Origin of the sequence: Thalassovita sp., assembly GCF_963691685.1 — a bacterium.
Lineage (GTDB): Bacteria > Pseudomonadota > Alphaproteobacteria > Rhodobacterales > Rhodobacteraceae > Thalassobius.
The window spans coordinates 1560122-1576672 of record NZ_OY829290.1 but is presented as its reverse complement, the minus strand read 5'-3'; the positions used below and the strand labels follow the sequence as shown (position 1 = coordinate 1576672).

Annotated in this window: 17 protein-coding genes and 1 tRNA gene; 7 read left to right on the top strand and 11 right to left on the bottom strand. The window is 58.8% G+C overall.

What is annotated here, in order from left to right; translation table 11 throughout:
- Nucleotides 1-44: 44 nt before the first annotated feature.
- The 6 genes from ACORLH_RS07650 to ACORLH_RS07625 all read right to left on the bottom strand — a co-directional run bounded on the left by ACORLH_RS07650 (nucleotide 45) and on the right by ACORLH_RS07625 (nucleotide 8832).
- Nucleotides 45-875 carry an AraC family transcriptional regulator gene (locus ACORLH_RS07650; protein ID WP_321832065.1) on the bottom strand — a complete coding sequence of 277 codons (831 nt, stop codon included), beginning with the start codon at nucleotides 873-875 and terminating at the stop codon, nucleotides 45-47.
- 159 nt (nucleotides 876-1034) lie between these two features.
- Nucleotides 1035-3023 (bottom strand): TonB-dependent receptor domain-containing protein, encoded by a 1989-nt coding sequence (locus ACORLH_RS07645; protein WP_321832064.1) that lies wholly within the window; start codon nucleotides 3021-3023, stop codon nucleotides 1035-1037.
- A 364-nt stretch (nucleotides 3024-3387) separates the two neighbouring features.
- Complete coding sequence (locus ACORLH_RS07640; protein ID WP_321832063.1) at nucleotides 3388-4206, bottom strand: ChaN family lipoprotein; 819 nt, start codon at nucleotides 4204-4206, stop codon at nucleotides 3388-3390.
- On the bottom strand, nucleotides 4203-4904 hold the full coding sequence (locus ACORLH_RS07635; protein WP_321832062.1) for a hypothetical protein: 702 nt from the start codon (nucleotides 4902-4904) through the stop codon (nucleotides 4203-4205). Before ACORLH_RS07635 ends, ACORLH_RS07640 begins: the two co-directional genes overlap by 4 nt.
- Nucleotides 4901-6619, bottom strand: a complete 1719-nt coding sequence (locus tag ACORLH_RS07630) for an ABC transporter ATP-binding protein/permease (protein WP_321832061.1) — start codon at nucleotides 6617-6619, stop codon at nucleotides 4901-4903. The genes ACORLH_RS07635 and ACORLH_RS07630 overlap by 4 nt, the downstream gene beginning before the upstream one ends.
- A complete protein-coding gene (locus tag ACORLH_RS07625; RefSeq protein WP_321832060.1) occupies nucleotides 6619-8832 on the bottom strand; it encodes a TonB-dependent hemoglobin/transferrin/lactoferrin family receptor in 2214 nt (737 codons plus the stop codon). Before ACORLH_RS07625 ends, ACORLH_RS07630 begins: the two co-directional genes overlap by 1 nt.
- A 475-nt stretch (nucleotides 8833-9307) precedes the next feature.
- Between ACORLH_RS07625 and ACORLH_RS07620 the strand changes: the two genes are divergently transcribed.
- The 4 genes from ACORLH_RS07620 (at nucleotide 9308) to ACORLH_RS07605 (ending at nucleotide 11398) form a co-directional block, all read left to right on the top strand.
- Nucleotides 9308-9775 (top strand): DUF2867 domain-containing protein, encoded by a 468-nt coding sequence (locus tag ACORLH_RS07620; protein WP_321832059.1) that lies wholly within the window; start codon nucleotides 9308-9310, stop codon nucleotides 9773-9775.
- 104 nt (nucleotides 9776-9879) lie between these two features.
- Entirely contained in the window at nucleotides 9880-10677 is a 798-nt protein-coding gene (gene hisF, locus ACORLH_RS07615; protein ID WP_321832058.1) for an imidazole glycerol phosphate synthase subunit HisF, read from the top strand.
- Nucleotides 10674-11087 (top strand): hypothetical protein, encoded by a 414-nt coding sequence (locus ACORLH_RS07610; RefSeq protein ID WP_321832057.1) that lies wholly within the window; start codon nucleotides 10674-10676, stop codon nucleotides 11085-11087. The genes hisF and ACORLH_RS07610 overlap by 4 nt, the downstream gene beginning before the upstream one ends.
- Complete coding sequence (locus ACORLH_RS07605) at nucleotides 11084-11398, top strand: phosphoribosyl-ATP diphosphatase (RefSeq protein WP_321832056.1); 315 nt, start codon at nucleotides 11084-11086, stop codon at nucleotides 11396-11398. The genes ACORLH_RS07610 and ACORLH_RS07605 overlap by 4 nt, the downstream gene beginning before the upstream one ends.
- A 5-nt stretch (nucleotides 11399-11403) precedes the next feature.
- On the opposite strand, the gene ACORLH_RS07600 is transcribed toward ACORLH_RS07605, so the two are convergent.
- The 3 genes from ACORLH_RS07600 to rlmB form a co-directional block, all read right to left on the bottom strand.
- Nucleotides 11404-11877 (bottom strand): CoA-binding protein, encoded by a 474-nt coding sequence (locus ACORLH_RS07600; RefSeq protein ID WP_321832055.1) that lies wholly within the window; start codon nucleotides 11875-11877, stop codon nucleotides 11404-11406.
- Nucleotides 11878-12091: 214 nt separating this feature from the next.
- The gene (locus tag ACORLH_RS07595; RefSeq protein WP_321832054.1) at nucleotides 12092-12415 is read right to left on the bottom strand and encodes a hypothetical protein; all 324 of its coding nucleotides are present in this window, start codon (nucleotides 12413-12415) and stop codon (nucleotides 12092-12094) included.
- Between the two features lie 54 nt (nucleotides 12416-12469).
- Nucleotides 12470-13246, bottom strand: a complete 777-nt coding sequence (rlmB, locus tag ACORLH_RS07590) for a 23S rRNA (guanosine(2251)-2'-O)-methyltransferase RlmB (RefSeq protein WP_321832053.1) — start codon at nucleotides 13244-13246, stop codon at nucleotides 12470-12472.
- 134 nt (nucleotides 13247-13380) lie between these two features.
- Here rlmB and ACORLH_RS07585 point away from each other — a divergent pair.
- Nucleotides 13381-13464: transfer RNA gene (locus tag ACORLH_RS07585), tRNA-Tyr, on the top strand.
- Nucleotides 13465-13521: 57 nt separating this feature from the next.
- On the opposite strand, the gene ACORLH_RS07580 is transcribed toward ACORLH_RS07585, so the two are convergent.
- The gene (locus tag ACORLH_RS07580; RefSeq protein WP_321832052.1) at nucleotides 13522-14079 is read right to left on the bottom strand and encodes a hypothetical protein; all 558 of its coding nucleotides are present in this window, start codon (nucleotides 14077-14079) and stop codon (nucleotides 13522-13524) included.
- Between the two features lie 104 nt (nucleotides 14080-14183).
- Here ACORLH_RS07580 and ACORLH_RS07575 point away from each other — a divergent pair, with 104 nt between their 5' ends.
- Entirely contained in the window at nucleotides 14184-14750 is a 567-nt protein-coding gene (locus ACORLH_RS07575; RefSeq protein WP_321832051.1) for a Crp/Fnr family transcriptional regulator, read from the top strand.
- Between the two features lie 4 nt (nucleotides 14751-14754).
- On the opposite strand, the gene ACORLH_RS07570 is transcribed toward ACORLH_RS07575, so the two are convergent.
- On the bottom strand, nucleotides 14755-15270 hold the full coding sequence (locus ACORLH_RS07570; protein WP_321832050.1) for a hypothetical protein: 516 nt from the start codon (nucleotides 15268-15270) through the stop codon (nucleotides 14755-14757).
- A gap of 95 nt (nucleotides 15271-15365) precedes the next feature.
- On the opposite strand from ACORLH_RS07570, the gene ACORLH_RS07565 reads away from it, so the two are divergent.
- Entirely contained in the window at nucleotides 15366-16370 is a 1005-nt protein-coding gene (locus ACORLH_RS07565) for a hypothetical protein (protein ID WP_321832049.1), read from the top strand.
- Nucleotides 16371-16551: the final 181 nt, after the last annotated feature.

Here is a 16551-nt window from a genome sequence, read left to right as displayed (position 1 = left end):
GCGGCTGTGCATTTTCATCGCGACCGCTGTGCACTTCGGCCAGATCAAACCTTTTGCAAGACCTTCGGCGTCACCCCATAGGCGCGTCGAAAGGCGGTGGAAAAGTTGGCTGGGGAGGAATAGCCGGCGATCTCAGCGGCGGAGGCGATGGAAACCCCGTCTTCACACAGGGCACGATGGGCAGATTGCAACATCACCCGACGCTGATAGGCCGAGATTGTTTCGCCAAAGGCCTGTTTGAAATGACGTTGCAGCGACCGGCGGCAAAGCCCGGTGTCCGCCTCCAGCCGCGGCAGCAGGGTGGGATCATCCGGCTGTTTCAACAGACGTTGCCGAATGGTTTCCGCTAGGGAGAGTTTTTCCTGCCCGCCACCATCATCAGGCCGTTGCAACACACGGCGCAGAATATCCAGTGCAGTGGACATGCGCACCAGTTCGACCTGCGCGGGATCCGTGCCCGGGGGCGGCAGGACGATCTGCGTGGCCAGCCGGACAATATCAGTGCTGGGCGTCCAGCTGCGCACCTCAACCCCGCCTGACGCGGTCCGCATCGGGTGATCGGTGTTCGTCAGCACGCTGAAATCCTGAAACCAGTCCCAATCTGCCGCGATCGCCAGCTTGCGATAGGGATTTCCGCCGCGTTCAAGATGGCAGATCTGACCGCCATCAGGCAGGGACAGGGTCACCGCGGTCGGATGCTGACGGGCATCCAGCACCACGGTTTTTGAGTTCACCATGAAGCTGTGAAAGCCGCTGAGCAGCACCAGCAGCTTAAATTTCGCCTGCACTCGCAATGACTTGGTGCTGACGGCCTGTTTTGGAACCGCGTCCATGACGCCGATCCGTAGATTTCCGGGGTAGGTTTCGATTGCCATATGAATTGCCTCGCGCGTGATGCCTGTACGAACAGGGACAGGACACAGGAGGCTGGCCGTCTGACGCGGCGGGCTGGTGCCTTGCGGCGCACTATAGCGATCCGGCAAGGCAGCAGCAATGCGACGACGGGCCCCAGAAGGGCCCGCCGCATTGTCAGATCAGAAGCGCATCTTGGCCGTCAGGGCCAGGGTACGGCCGGGTTCGGTCAGCGGCTGGATGTTTTCCGCCGCCCCGGCACCATCGGCACCGCGGGTGGTGTAGGTCTGGTTCAGCAGGTTGCGCACCTCAAACCGCAGCGTCATGTTGTCCAGCGAAGGAGGGGTGTATTCGGCGAAGACATTCACCACCTCATAGCCCTCAAGCCCGTTCATACCGGCAACATCTTCGGTCTCATCGTAGTCCAGCGCGATCTCAGCCGAAACACCGATCCGCAGGTTTTCGGTGGCATCCACAACCGCTTCGAGGCCAAAGATATGGCCCATCGGGCGGCCCAGGTAATAGCTGATCGAGTTGATCTGATCGCCATCACGTTCAACATCTGCGAAGGTGTAGTTCACCCCAACAAAACCATTACCAAGGTCATAACGCAGCGCCGCGTCAAAGCCCTGTGTGGTGATGTCCGCTGTTGCACCACGTGCACCGCTTGAAGGCAGCACCGCGTTCAGGTCGTTGATTTCCGTCCGGAAGAACGCACCGCTCAGCTCCAGCGCGCCCATTTCGTAGCGCAGACCCACACGAGCGGATTTCGACCGCGACGTGGTGAAACCAGTGTAGTCCCAGGGTGTGAAGAAGTTGATCAGCGCCGCTTCGCCAAGTTCATACCCACCCCAGGTCGAGGCAGCACCGGCGTTCAGGGTCAAGGCGTCGGTCAGGATCACATCGACCGAGGCATTTACGCTGGCGCCGTTTGATTTGAAGGTTTCGCCATTGGCGGCGTCAAAGTTCTGAACGTCAAACCGCGCGCCGTAGGAGACCGAGACACGTTCCCCAAATTCCTGCCGTGCCTGCGCAAAGACACCGATGTTGCGCAGCTCTTCTTCGCCGCCACCCAAGGTCGGCGGGATGGCCGGGCCCATCCAGCCTTCGGCAGTTTCACGGAAGAAGTCGATCCCTGCAGTGACCACACCGTTGGACAGGGCAAAGTCATCCTTGATGACACCGCTCAGGCTTTTGTTGACGCCGGCCACGCCGATCGCATCAATTTCCTGTTCGTTATAAGACAGTTGCACGAAGGGTGAGAAACCATCCTGCTGACCGTCATCATCCCAGGTCAGCGTGTAGGAGGTGCGGCGCGACAGGCCTTCGACCAATACGTTGTCGACCGGATCCTGGGTGGTGCGATCCAGCGTGCCAAAGAAATCTGGGCGGATAAACAGCGCACCAAACGGGCCCGGCTGGGCGGCGCGCAGGCCGGTGTCTTCGGTTTTTGAGGCTGCAAAGCTCAGGCGATTGCCGCCTTCGGTGGTGAAGCCAAGTTTGAGGTTCAGGTCGGTCAGATCCGCCTGCGTCCCCTCAACAACACGGCCGTCACCATCCTCATAATCCTCACCCTTGTGACGGGCGACGCTCAGCAGGTAGTCAAAGCCGCCTTGCTGGCCAAACAGCGCCACCGACCCCCGGTTGCCAAACCCGTTGTCCCCGTGGGTGTAAGAGGCATAGCCGCCAAAGGTTTCACCCGGCTCCAGCAGGTCCAGGGCGTTTTTGGTGGTATAGGCGATGGTGCCGGCCAGCGCGCCAGCACCGGCATCCGCAGGGGCCAGGCCCGAAGTCACCTCAACAGATTTCAGCAGTTCCGGATCGATCAAGACGTTGCCGGTGTGGTGGAAGGCCGATTTGTTCTGGCGTGCACCATCAATGGTGACCGACAGCAGGCTTTCTTCGATACCTTTTACATAGACCTTCTGACCAATGGCAGCGCCGCCGCTGGCGGTCACGGCTGTTTCGCCCGCAAACACATCCTGCAGCGAGGCAGGGTTGCGGTTTTCAAGGTCCTCTTCGGTGATCTCGGCGTTGCCCAGCAGCGATTGTGCGGCGTCCGAGTCGATGCGGATCTCTTCCAGAGGAGTTACAATCTCTTGCGCCCAGAGCGGCGCAGCGGTCAAGGATGCCGCGCTGGCCAAAAGCAGCGCACGTGCGGTCAATGTCATCTTTCAGGTCCCCAGTTAATCTCATCTCTTCGCTGGGGGGCAGGAATGCCGGTGCCTTGCTAGGGGCGCAGTATGACTGCCGTAACGTGAGGCCAAGTCAGGCGCCGCCCTGTCAGCCGACCCAGTTGCGAGCGGGTCACAAAAGGCGCGAAAAGGCCGGTTTCCTGTCCATCTTGCAAACCGCGCTGTCGCTTAGGCAAACCACCCAAAAGTGTGGTGAAACAGGTCGAAGTCGTCAGCCCCCTTGTTGCCGCTTGATCCAGCTGCGATTCGTCCGGTTTGGCAGGGGCAGCGGTCCAAAAGAAAACGGCCAGCCGCAGATGGGCTGACCATATTAGACTGATGAAAACGAAAGGCTGCGGCCTTAGCGTTCTGCAGGCGGCTCAATTTTTACGGGCATGGTGCACATGGCATCCCCCTGCCCCGCCGCATGTGGGGCATCCGCGATATGGGGCAGCAGCACAGTGCAGTCTTCCACCCCCAGATCAGCCAACTGGTACGGGGTGCCGCCGCGAAACTCCAGATGCCCGCGCCCGATGATGCCGACCACCAAAACCTCGTCCCCCTGGGCAAGACGATCCGCAATGCGGCAGGCAAAGGCCCGGTCCCATGTCTGCTGCGCCCGCACGAACCGGTCAAATCCCGGATCCTCAGCCGAGGTCGCCTTGCGCCCGGGACGGCCGCCGCCGGTGATGTCAAAAAGGTACTGACGATACGCCGATGAGGCTGGTTTTGACGGGCTCAGTCCCTCGCGCATCTCATCCGGGATCGCCTCCCAGCCATCTTTGCCAACCTCAGTCACAAGACCACGGCGACAGTTGAGGCCAAGCATCTCAATCCCGAAATCCCGCGCGAAGCGAAAAATCGGCATATAGATCTCAATAGCAAAACCCCAGACCGTGCTCCATTCAGCGCGTTCGGCAAATTCGGCTTCGTTCAGGTTCCCCGCAACCCATTCCGCCAGAACTGGGTTCAGACGGGCCGGGAACATTTCAAACCCGATGACCAGCTTGCGCCCCAGCGCCAACAGCCCGGCGCAGACATGCATCTGCCAACGGTGATTGTCCGGCCTGTCATGGGATTCGCCAAGCAGAACCGTGCGGGACCGGGCAGCATTTGCCAGAACCTCACCATGGGAAACCGCGGTGCCCTCACCGGGAATAAACCACTGACCTGCGCTCATAGTTCCTGTACCTCCAGGCCGATGGGCTGACCGGCGCCGTTCAAGGCCACATGGCTGGTCCCGTTTTGTTGCCAGGTCGCGACCTGCCCGGCCTCCAGATGCAGATGGAAGGTTTTTGTGATGATGTTCACATAGCCGCCCATCGCCATGATTTTTTCGATGCTGCCCTGCCAGATCTGCTGCATACCCACCCGGGTTGCCCGCACCTGCACAGGTGTTTTGTCCTCCATCAGGCGATTGAGGAGAAGCAGCGCCGGATCATCCTCTGGCACCTCAGGTGTTTCACCTTCCGGGGCTTTCAGATCTTTGAAGGGCAGCCGGGATCGTTCGTAGCCTGCCAGCACCGGCAGGAACGCATCACCGCCTTCCAGCCCGGTTACGGAAAACAGGTAATCCTCACCCTCGCCCCAAAACTCCAACCGCGGGTAAAGCTTGCCGCGCATTTCCACGCTGACGTCCAGCACAACGGTTTTCAGCAGATCCAGCGGCAGGCGCGTGATCTCTGCACTGTCCGCGATCACAACCTCCGCCCCCTGATCCGTGACGGTTTCGATATGCCCCAAACGCTCATGCAATAGCCCGTCCTGGCGGATAGCCACCATCACGCGATCCAGTTGGGGAAGTTTTGCCAGAACGTCACGCGGGGAGGCGGCGGTCAGCGCCCACCGGCCTTTTTCTGGGTTGGACCGCTCAGTCATGCCGTTTTCCTTTCTTCTTGGTCACCGCCAATGCGCCACTTGATGAAGGGGGCAAGGGCAAAGGGTTCGCGATGCGCCACGAAAAGGATCGTGGCCTCAGGCAGTTCCCGACGGATCAACGCCAGAAGCTCTGCCTCGCTGGTGGCATCCAGCGCGCTGGTGGCCTCATCAAAGACCACCCATTTCGGTTTGTTCAGCAGCACCCGCGCCATTGCCAGACGTTGCCGTTCCCCCATCGACAGGCCCTCAAGCGCGGCCGGCCCCGTCACCGCCAGCAACGGCAGACGATGGCGGAGCCCGATCCGGGACAGCACCGCGCGCAGCTCAGCCGGATCGACGTCGGAAGGATCAGCCGGGTAACAGGCCGCGTGGCCCAGACTTTCCGGCAAAAGATAAGGTTTCTGCGGCAGGAACATGATTGGTGTCTCAGGCAGATCAATCCGCCCCTCACCGTAGGACCACAGGCCTGACAGGGCTGCCAAAAGCGTGCTTTTGCCGCTGCCTGATGGGCCGCTGATCCAAACGGCACTGCCGGGTGTGATGGTCATGTCCGGCACCGGCGCCAGGGCACGCCCCTGCGGTGTTTGTAGCGTCACACCCTGCACCTGCAGTGTCCCGTCGGCGGTATGGCCACGGGTAATCGCCTGCGGCACATCCGGCATCGGATCCGGGGATTTGGCGCTGGCAAACAGCTCATCCAGACGTTCCGCCACCGCGGCGGTTTCAGCCAGACGTTTGTAGTTAAAGATGAACCAACTCAGTGTTTGAGTGACCCGACCAAAGGCGCCGGACAGTTCCATCATGCCACCGAAGGTCACGAACCCCGCAAAATAGGCCGGCAGCGAAAAGAACATCGGAATGCGCAGCACGGTTTGGAAATAGGGCCGGTGGAACAGGTTCAAAATCGCTTCACGCCGGATCAGTTTAAACCAGTTTTGCCGGATCCCCTGAAAGCGGTCCTGCAAACGGCGCGCTTCGGCATCCTCGCCCCCCGATTGGGCAATTTCCGTGGCGTTGTCACGCAGCTGCACCAACGCGTAACGGAAGTCAGCCTCGCGCTTTTCCTGCCGGAAATAGAGCGGTTTCAACTGTCGCCCCATCACATGGGTGATCAAGCTGGAGACCGCCACATAGAGGAATGCCACCCAGACCAGATAATGCGGCACGCTGATCACCTGACCGGCAACAGGCACGGTCAGCACAAATTCGGTCAGCCCCCAAAGCACTACAACATAGCTGACGATGGAGACGCAGTTTTCGATCAGGTCGATCGACAGCAACAACAGCTTGTCCACAAACAGGCGGCAATCCTCAGCGACCCGTTGGTCGGGGTTCTCAACCGCTTTCGGCGACAGGCCAGGGCGCAGATGCCAATAGGCCTGTTTTTCGGTCCAAACCCGCAAAGCCCGTTTGGTCAGGGTGGAACGCCAGCGCAAGCGCAGCCGTTTGCCCAGGTAATCGCCCGCAATATACAAAAGCACCTGCAGGCCGGTGATCAGGAAAAAGACCACCAACTCGCGCAGAGTGGTGGCCAGATCAAGCTGCTGAACCGCATCGTAGAAGCGTTTGTTCCAGGCAATCATAAAGACGCTGGTCCACACCCCGACAAAGCCTAAGCTTAAAACGGTCGCGTAGAGCAGCCAGCCTTTCCATGCTTGCGGCCCAAAGGCCGCAAGCACTGTCAGACGGTAAAGCCGTCCAATTAAGATACGCATCAGAATTCCAGGTTCAGGCTAACTTGGAACGTGCGCCCGGCACCGGTCATCAGCTCAATCGGGTTGCCGTTGGCAACACTGTCACTGACGGTCACATCGCGACCAATGGCATCAGCCGTGAAATACCGGGTGTCAAAGACGTTCTGGATGCCAACGTTCAGCGCCGCATTGTCCATGAACTGCCACTTGCCGTAGAGGTCCAGCAGCGCATAGGCGTCCGGTTTGAACCCATCCGGGGTGGAGGTTTCTTTGACGTCACCGGCAAAGGTCGCCACGGCCTCAACCGACAGGTCATGTTCAACAAACTCATGCCCCAGAGTGACGGTCGCCATCAGCGGTGCCAAGTTGTGCGGGGTCGGATCCGAAGCAGAGGTGTATTTCTGCTCACCCTTCTGCCACGACGCTGAGAAACCCAGCCAAGTGGTGGCATTCAGATCAAAGGCACCCGATGCTTCGACACCCCAAATCGATACCTCAGAGAGGTTGCGATAGGTGTACTGGTTGGTCCCGGGAATGTTGTAGAAGCTTTGGATGAAGTTGGTGTAATCCGACTTGAACGCGTTGATCGCCGCATAGCCGCTGCCGGTTTCGTGGCGCAGCCCCAACTCATAGCTTTCGACATATTCCGGCTCCAGATCCGGTGCAGGCACCAGCTGGAAGAAACTGCCGGGCAGCGATTGGAACAACTGCTGCGCGGTGGGCATCTTGAAGCCCTCACCGTATTTCGCCCAAACGCTGGTCGTGTCGCTGATTTCATACTGCAGCCCAAGGCTTTTCAGCAGTTTGGTGGACTTGCGCACGTTTGGCTCAGCACCGGGAACGATTTGGTAATCGCTGTCGGGCTGCGGGTCGATCTTGTAGGTCGCCAGACGCAGGCCCGGGGTCAGCTCCAGACCGTTGCCGAGCGTAATGCGATCCTCAACATAAAGGTCCGCGCGCTGGGTCTGGGCATTGGCGAAGTTGAAGCCGCCAGCATATTCCGGCGCATCAGCGATTCCGGTGGTCAGGTTGGTTTCCTGCGAAATCCGCTGATAGTCGGTGCTGGTTGTGTCGCCATCAAAGCCAAAGATCACCCGGTGATCGGCTGCGCCGGTGGAAAACTCAGCCGTCGCCTGCACGTCCAGCTCCAGGAAGTCTTCGTAATAGTTCAACACATCATAGTCGCGGATCATGTCCCCACCGGTGTTGGTGAAGATCTTATTGCTGCGGCTTTCATAGCTGTGTGGGGTATAGGCCAGCGTGGTTTTCACCTCGCTGATCACGTTGCTGCCCGGGGTCCAGGTATGTTCGATCCCGTAGCGATGACGCGACAGATCCAGATCCCGGGTGCGGCTGTGGTTGGTTGCGCTGAGGTCCAGCAGCTGATCCACATGGGTTTCACGCTGCAGGATATCGGCGCTGAATTCCAAACGCTGCTCGGCATTCGGGGTCCAAACCGCCTTGGCCAGCAGGCGATCGGTTTTCTCAGTCATCGGATCCGTTTCGCCACAGGTCGTTGCCCCATAGGCGACCTCACGCGAACAGGGCATGATACCACCGTCATCACGAGCTTTGGACTTTTCGATTTCGTGGCTCTGCTCACGTTTGTAGCCCAGCAGAACTTCCAGATTTGAGCCAAAGCTCTGGGCAAAGGCCGCCTCACCGGTCATCCGATCATTCAGACTGTCAAAGGACAGCGTGGACCGGCCACCGCGTTCACGCCCTTCAAGCAGATCCTCGGGATCCAGGGTTTCCAATGCAATGATACCACCCAGCGCGTCAGCCCCCCAAAGGACCGAGGCCGGGCCGCGCACAATTTCGGCCTGTTTGGTGAAGGACAGATCGAAGTAATCGCGCGTGCCGTCTGTGATCCGTTCGGCAACGCGGCTGCCATCAACCTGCAGGGCCACGCGGTTGCCACCAACACCGCGGATGGTGACGCCACCGATCGAGTTGAACGGATCGGTCGAGGAGGTCTGGCGGGAAATATCGACGCCGGGCACGGTGCGCACCAGATCTTCCAGATCGTCGATGTCTCGTCCTTCGATCTGATCTTCGTCCACAACGGTGGTGTTTGACGGCACATCCAGAATAGTGCCCCCCGCCCGGTCCGTTGTCAGGGTGATCGTTTCCAGAAATGTGGTGGTGTCCTGCGCCAGCGCGGCGGTGCCCAAACAGGTGCTTAACAGCAAATAAGCCGTCAAATGACAGCCGAAAGTTGGTTTGATTTTCATGTCCCCAGTCCGTGTTGAAGGTGAAGGCTTGCGGGTATTTCGGACTGGCTTGCTGATCTTCCTTTGGGGCTACACCCGACCAACAAAAAGAGTCAACTACTCAATTTTTTTTATTCAATCATCAAAATAATTAAAATTAATACAACAAAAACAGCATATTAAAACGAATTCACTCAAGCATTCCATTAATAGAATGCTATATCAATGAACAAGAAATATTTTAAACTCAAAGGTAAATCTGCATGCAGGAGATGAGTAAAGACACCACCAAGCAATCTTAGATTGGCGCACCTCCTTCAAATCTCACCCCGCAATTTTAACCCAAGAATCAATTCCCAGCACCGCGCTGTTGACGCCCGCTGTCGGAACAGATTGCCGCAGCGCGACAGCAGGCCGCGTGGCCTATCTGGTTACCATGTGGTTCCCTCACTCAGACGCAAATGGACGCAACAACGGATCTCAGCCGGAGGCCCCAATGCCCCTTATTCAATCCGATCAATTGCCTGCACATTCCACCCTTTGGCAGCACCACAACAAGGGTGATTTCCTGGACTGCTACAGCTGCGGCTCAGACCTGCCGCCGCAACGCGCCGTGGAACTGGCGCTCACCATGCCGGGTTGGGCTGAAGCGCTGATGAAGCTGCGCAACACCCTTGTCAAACCTCTGGGGCTTAAAACCGAACTTGGCGACCGCGACGCTGGGGATGCCATTTTCCCCATCACCCATGAAAGCGGCGACGAGCTGATCCTGGGCACCGATGACAGCCACCTCGATTTCCGGATTGCGGTGCTACAGCATCGGGGCCGGGTGTATATGTCCACCTGGGTGCACCCGCACAACCTGCTGGGCAAAGCTTATCTGCATGTCATCATGCCATTCCACGTGCTGATTGTGCGCAATTCGATCACCCGTGTGGCCGAGGCCAGCCTGAAAGCCGCCTAATCCAGCCAACCCAGCCCATCAGAGGGCATCCCCGATTGCATCCTTGGCCCCTGCCCCTTAAGGATTGGGCTGACGCGCCAAGGAGCGCAATAGAGGACGCCAACATGCTGAAAACCCGCATCATCCCCTGCCTGGACGTGGCCGATGGCCGTGTGGTGAAGGGCGTGAACTTCGTTGGTCTGCGCGATGCAGGCGACCCGGTCGAATCCGCCAAGGCCTATGACGCCGCCGGTGCAGATGAGATTTGTTTCCTCGACATCCACGCCACCCATGAAAACCGTGGCACCATGTATGACATGGTCCAGCGCACCGCTGAACAGTGTTACGTCCCCCTGACCGTGGGTGGCGGTGTGCGCACAGTGCAGGACGTGCGCAACCTGCTTTTGGCCGGTGCGGATAAGGTAAGCTTCAACTCCGCCGCGGTGGCCAATCCGGATGTGGTGGCCGAAGCCGCCGATCAGTTCGGCAGCCAGTGCATCGTGGTGGCCATTGACGCCAAAACCATCGGCCATGACGCGGATGGCACCCCCAACAAATGGGGCATCTTCACCCACGGCGGCCGTAAGGCGGCGCTGGATGCCGACGGCAACCCGATCGACGCGGTGGAATTTGCCAAGCTGGTCGAAGCCAAAGGCGCCGGAGAGATCCTGCTGACCTCCATGGACCGCGATGGCACCAAGGCGGGGTTCAACCTGCCGCTGACCAAAGCGATTTCCGATGCGGTGGACATTCCCGTCATTGCCTCGGGCGGCGTTGGCAACCTGGACCACCTGGTCGAAGGTGTGACCAAAGGCGGCGCCAGCGCGGTTTTGGCGGCCTCGATCTTCCACTTCGGGGACTACACCGTACGCGAAGCCAAAGAGCACATGGCAGCAGCCGGAATTGCGATGAGGATTGAATGATCGAATGGGAGAACATCGACGTCATTGAAACTGGCGTTGAGCACACCCAATGTGATTGCTGCGCCCAAACAACAACGCGCGGCGATGGAGATCTATCCCATCAGGGGAACTATATCGGGTTCTACGACGTGCGTTTTACAAGCGCCTCTGGCAATCACCCTCCGGTGGTCACAATTTATGTTGGTGATTTCTCTGATACTGGTAAGCGCACTGAACGCTGGGCCGCCCGCGCAAGCTGGACACGCGACGGTTGCAGCCTCTTGGACTGGCCTCCAGAAAACAAAGCGCAGATAACTATGTTCACACCTTTGGACCGAAGTGATGTTCTGGGTACTGATTTTGCCTCAGAATTCTGGGCGATGGTTGATGCCATCATCATGAAAGATACACGATTGGAGATATTCCATTGATGACCCTCGACGATCTTGCCACCATCATCGCCGCCCGCGCCGAGGCGGATCCAGAAAGCAGCTGGACCGCCAAGCTGCTGGCCAAAGGCCCCGAGAAATGCGCCGAGAAGTTTGGTGAAGAAGCGGTTGAGGCCATCATCGAAGCGGTGAAGGATGACAAGGCGGGCCTCACGTCCGAGGCTGCGGATGTGCTGTTTCACCTGCTGGTCATGCTGCAATCTCGCGGCGTAGCACTGGGTGATGTCATGGCCGAACTGGCCCGCCGGCAGGGCCAGTCTGGCATCGCCGAAAAGGCATCGCGCAACAAATAAGCGGCTCAGAGTTTGGAGGAGATGACGCCGGTGGCAAAGCCGCCCATGCGCAATTCCCCAAACAGGCGCTGATACTCAATCTTCGGGCAGCGGTTCATCACCACGTCCACCCCGCGCGCGCGGGCTTTGTTAGCGGCTTCAGCATGTTCCACGCCGATCTGCATCCAGATTGTCTGCAGGTTTGGAAAGGTGTCCAGCGCCTCATCCACAATCGCGGGCACATGTTCTGAGCGGCGGAAAATATCCACCATATCCACCCCGCCCTCAATGTCAGTCAACGAGGTCACCACGGTTTGGCCAAACAGGCGTTTGCCTGCATGGACCGGATTGACCGGCAGCACGGTATAGCCCTTCAGTCCCAGATAGCGCGCCACATAGTAACTGGGCCGCACCGGGTTCATGGAGACGCCGACAACCGCCACCCGTTTGGTGCGTTGCAGGATTCGCTTCAGCTCATCATCGCGATAACTTTCACTCATGTCCTATGCCTAGCTGGTGACGGGGCTAAAGAAAAGGCGCCCAAGGGGGGACCTGGGCGCCAGTACGGAACGAGGGACAGTGAACTGAGACGCGGAGGTTCCAGTCACGCGTCTCTCATAGATTGAGATAGGGGGCCGGCCTGCGATTTCAAATATCTGCTCAAGGATTTGTGATCAGCGCCGGGTGCCCGCCCCGTATCGCCGCGTATAGCGATCAATCAAAGATGTCCTCAACCGCGTCGACGATTTCCTCAAACAGCTTGCGACCCCAAGGTTTTCTGCGCTTCTGCTTGCGGGTTTTATGCGGCTTGTAGCTGTCTGGCCGGGCCTGCGGATAGGGTTCGCGATAGTAGGTCCGTTCACGCGGCTGCACACCGCTGGCCTCTGGCGGAACAGGCTGCGATGGCACCCGTTTCATATTGTGCAAAGGCGCCCCGCAGGAGCCGCAGCTTAATTCATGCTGCACACGGCCCGACAGCACCAGCTCAGAGCGGCGACCACAGTAACAGCAGGTGGCGATTTTTCGTGAATGACCCATGCGGGCAGAGTTATGTGCTCTGCCCGTAAACACAAGGTCCGGTGTGATGAAACCTTACGGTTTCGCGGCATAAAGCGCGACAGCCGCCGCGTTTGAGACATTGAGCGAGCCAAAGCCACGGGCGAAATCGATTTTCACCAGTTTATCGCAGGTCTCTTTGGTCTTCTGACGCAGTCCCGGCCCCTCGGCGCCCATCACCAATGCGATGGGTTGATCGCGGTGGCCTTCCACGGCGGCGTCGATGGTTTCATCTGCTTCGCCATCGAGGCCCAGAATCAGGTAGCCCATGTTGCGCAGCTCTTCCATGCCGTCGGCCAGATTGCGAATGCGCAGGTAGGGCTGACGCTCCAGGGCGCCGCTGGCGGTTTTGGCCAAGGCGCCGGTTTCAGGGGCGGAATGGTGACGGGTGCCAACAACCGCACAGGCGCCAAAAACCTCGGCCGACCGCAGAATCGCCCCGACGTTATGCGGATCCGTGACCCGGTCCAGCATAACAACCCGCGGCACCAGCCCCGGCTCACCCGCACAGACGTGATCCAGCTTGCCCCAATCCAGCGGCTTCACCTCCAAAGCGGCGCCCTGATGCACCGATTGCGGATCAAGCGGCGCGTTGAATTTGCGCGGATCCTCCAGTTCAGGGGTGATTCCCGAGGTGGCAATCGCCTCGGCCAGTTTGTCGCTGGCATTTTTGGTCACGATCAGCCGCAGCTTCTGACGGTTCGGGTTTTCCAGCGCATCACGCACCGCATGCAGGCCAAACAGCCAGACTGTTTCAGCCGCGGCTGCTTTTTTGGTCTGTTCTTTGGCGACCACCCACTTTGGCTTTTTCATGCCGAAAACCTTTCCATCCGGGTTGCCGCGCTTAATGCGCTGGAGAAGTGTCAGCTGCAAGATATTTTCTGGTTGACGCCCCCTTCGCGGCACCGTAAACACCGCCTCACCGAACGGCAGCGCCGCTCGGTAGTGGGCGACAGGCCGCAAGGTGTGGCAGGGGACTGTAACTCCCTCGCGGAGACGCACGCTTGGTTCGATTCCAAGGTCGCCCACCATCTTCTCTCTTAAAGAATGATGGTAAGAACGCAGCGCAAGACGCTGTTTTCGCGCGCTTATTCCATGGTAGACACTCGCGTCGACTGACGCCAGATCGCGACAGATGCCGCGATAATCAACGCGATAACACCGGTGGTCAGCACCGATTTTGCGATGGTTGCAGCGCTTGCAAAGGGCACGATGACGGGCAACGGCAGCGCCTCACTCAGCATCAGAATGACGCCCAGGTTTTCGCTATAGTCCGCCGCCGCTGCGACAAGGCCGAGCCAGCGTGCGAATCGTAGTTCAGCGACTGGGAAGCCTGCCGAATTTTGCGATTTCGATTCGAGCCACCGGCAGAGCGTCCAGAAAACCGCAGCCATCAGCGCCGGGTAGATCAGATCCAGTGGGATTTGCCGCCAGAGATAGAGCGCACGCCCTTTTTCACCCAGCGCGGTCAACAGGGCTTCGGCCTCCGCCACTGAATACCCCATCGGGCGCAGATCAAATGCCGGCTGCCCCGCAATGTCCGCCATCCAGGCCAGCGGTCCCAGCACCATCATCAGATAGATCGGTAGGGCCAGTGCCAGAATGGCCAACACCTGCCGCCCGCTTGTCTGTTTCCTTTTGGTCATCGTTTCACTTCCAAATCTCGTTTCTGATGGTCCCGATCTAGCCGCCTCACCCTCCGGGGCGCATTATCATCGGATAAGACCGGGCCAATTTTGGACATTCTTTGATGCATGCACTTCTTGATCTCTTGCAGTCGGCGGGACTGCCGGCGGACACAGCCCAGCGGCTGGCAGCATTGTTTGGGCAGGAGGTTGCCGCCAAAGGCAGCGTCATCTGCCAGCAAGGTGCACCGGAACAGCGGGAGATTCTGCTGCTCACCGGTGCGATGGTCAGCCTGATCTGCGATACTCACGGGCGCGAGGTCTGCACCGGGCTGCATCAAGGCCCCACCGTCCTACCGCCACATATCGCACGCAGTCAGGACGGCAGGTCCCTGACGGAGGTTCGCGCGCTCAAAGACTGCACGATCGCCACAATTTCTGCCTCCGATCTGGAGGCGGAAATGCTGCGCGACGTGGATGTGCGCAATTGGGCCAACGGCATTATGCGGGCTGAGATCACCCGCCGCGCCCAACGCGAATGGGCGCTGGCCGCCCTGCCCGCAGCCGAACGTCTGGTCTGGTTCCGCAAGGTTCACCCCAATCACGAAGCGCTGTTTCCACACACCTTCATCGCAAGCTATCTGGGCATGACACCTGTCACCCTCAGCCGGTTGCGCAAAGCGGCAGAATAAGACGCTACTGGATCTCCACCCCAGCGCGATCAAAACTGGCGCTATCTGTGCTCAGGTCATCATAGAAAATCTCAACATAAACTTTCTCCACCGACTGCGGCGGCAAGCCTGAGATCGGCAACCAGTCATTGGGGATCGCATTCGGCGTGGCCGAGGCCTCATCACAGGGGGGCAGATCATAGACCTGCAAAGGCCCATCGTTTAGCGAATAGCGCATAGCGCTCAGCCCGCAGCGCCAGCTCATCAGATGAGTGAAGTAGACCAGATCGTGACCGTCATATTCACGCACCGCCACCCAATTGCCCTTGGTCATGGTCAGGATCGGTTTCACCTCCGTCGCCGTGGTGAATTTACCCGTGGCGACCTGAGGCTCGGCCTCTGCCACAACAGGTGCTGCGGCAGCAGGTTCCGCCGTCTCAGCCGGGGCGGGCGTGGCTGTATCGCTGGCCATTTCGGCCCCCTGATTGCCCTCACCGCCGCCAACAGCCATGGCCACGATCATCAGTAACACATCCAGCATAATACCCTCCTACGTCAAAATATCTGTTTGAACACTGTCCCATAGGCGTTCGTGCCCCTATAGTGACCGAAAAATGAGGTCGGGGCAGTTCAACTATGGCCAAAGCCGCAGCGAAAAGCCAATCTTTCAACGTGATGATTGTCGCCCAAGCCGGGCGGCTGCAGTATGAGGCGCTGTTGTTTGCGGCCTCATTCCATAAAGCCAACCCCGAATTTCCCGGCCGTTTTTTCATCGCCATCCCGGAACCCGGCCCCCTCTGGCGGGAGGATCCGCGGGTGCTGGATCCCCAGGTCATTGACCTGCTCCAGGGCTTCGGCGCGGAGCTGATCCACTTCAAATCGCGTCATTTTGGATCGGCCTATCCCTATGGCAACAAGATTGAGGCGCTGATGGCCCTGCCCAAGGAGGAGCCGTTTGTGTTTTTCGACACCGATACGCTGATCCTTGATGACTTGACAAAGGTGCCGTTTGATTTTGCCAATCCCGGCGCCTCTGAACGGGTGGAGGGCACATGGCCCACGATCGAGCTTTATGGCCCCGGATATAATGACATCTGGGGCGCGCTCTATGATCGGTTTGATCTGGATTTCGAAAGCTCCCTCGATCTGGAGGAGCCGGATGAGTTCTGGCGCCGCTACCTCTACTTCAACGCTGGCTATTTCTTCTACCGATGCCCACATGAGTTTGGCGCACGATTTGCGGAATATGCCCTGTCGATCCGCGACAACCCACCGGCAGAACTGGTCTGTCAGGTGCTGGATCCTTGGTTGGATCAAGTTGTGTTGCCCTTGGTTATCCATTCGCTGGGCGGCGGTCGCGGTGCCCTGCCTGAAGGGCTGCTGGATGGTTCGGTCAGTTGCCACTATCGCTGGATGGCGCTGCTCTATGCCCGCGAAAGCGACGCGGTGATTGAGCTGGTCGAAGATCTGGCAAGCCCAAATAAGATGAAGCGGGTGCTGAAGGAATATGAGCCGATGAAACGGTTCATCTACCAGAACAAAGGCAACAAGGCGCGTGGTCTATTTGATCGCGAAAACCTGCCCCGCAAGGAACAAAAGATCCGCCAGCGCCTGAAGAACCACAATTTGTGGATCCGCTGAGTGATGATGCGCGGTGGGTTCACATGCCGTTTCAAAAGCGTGATTCTGCCCCGCACAGCGATCCACCCAACCCCTGATTGGAACAATCGTCCGGATTTACCGCCCTAACCGGACCTTTTTCCGTAACTGAGCCCACTTAGGCCCGTTATAGTTGTCGATCGTTCTTTGATCCCCTATCCAT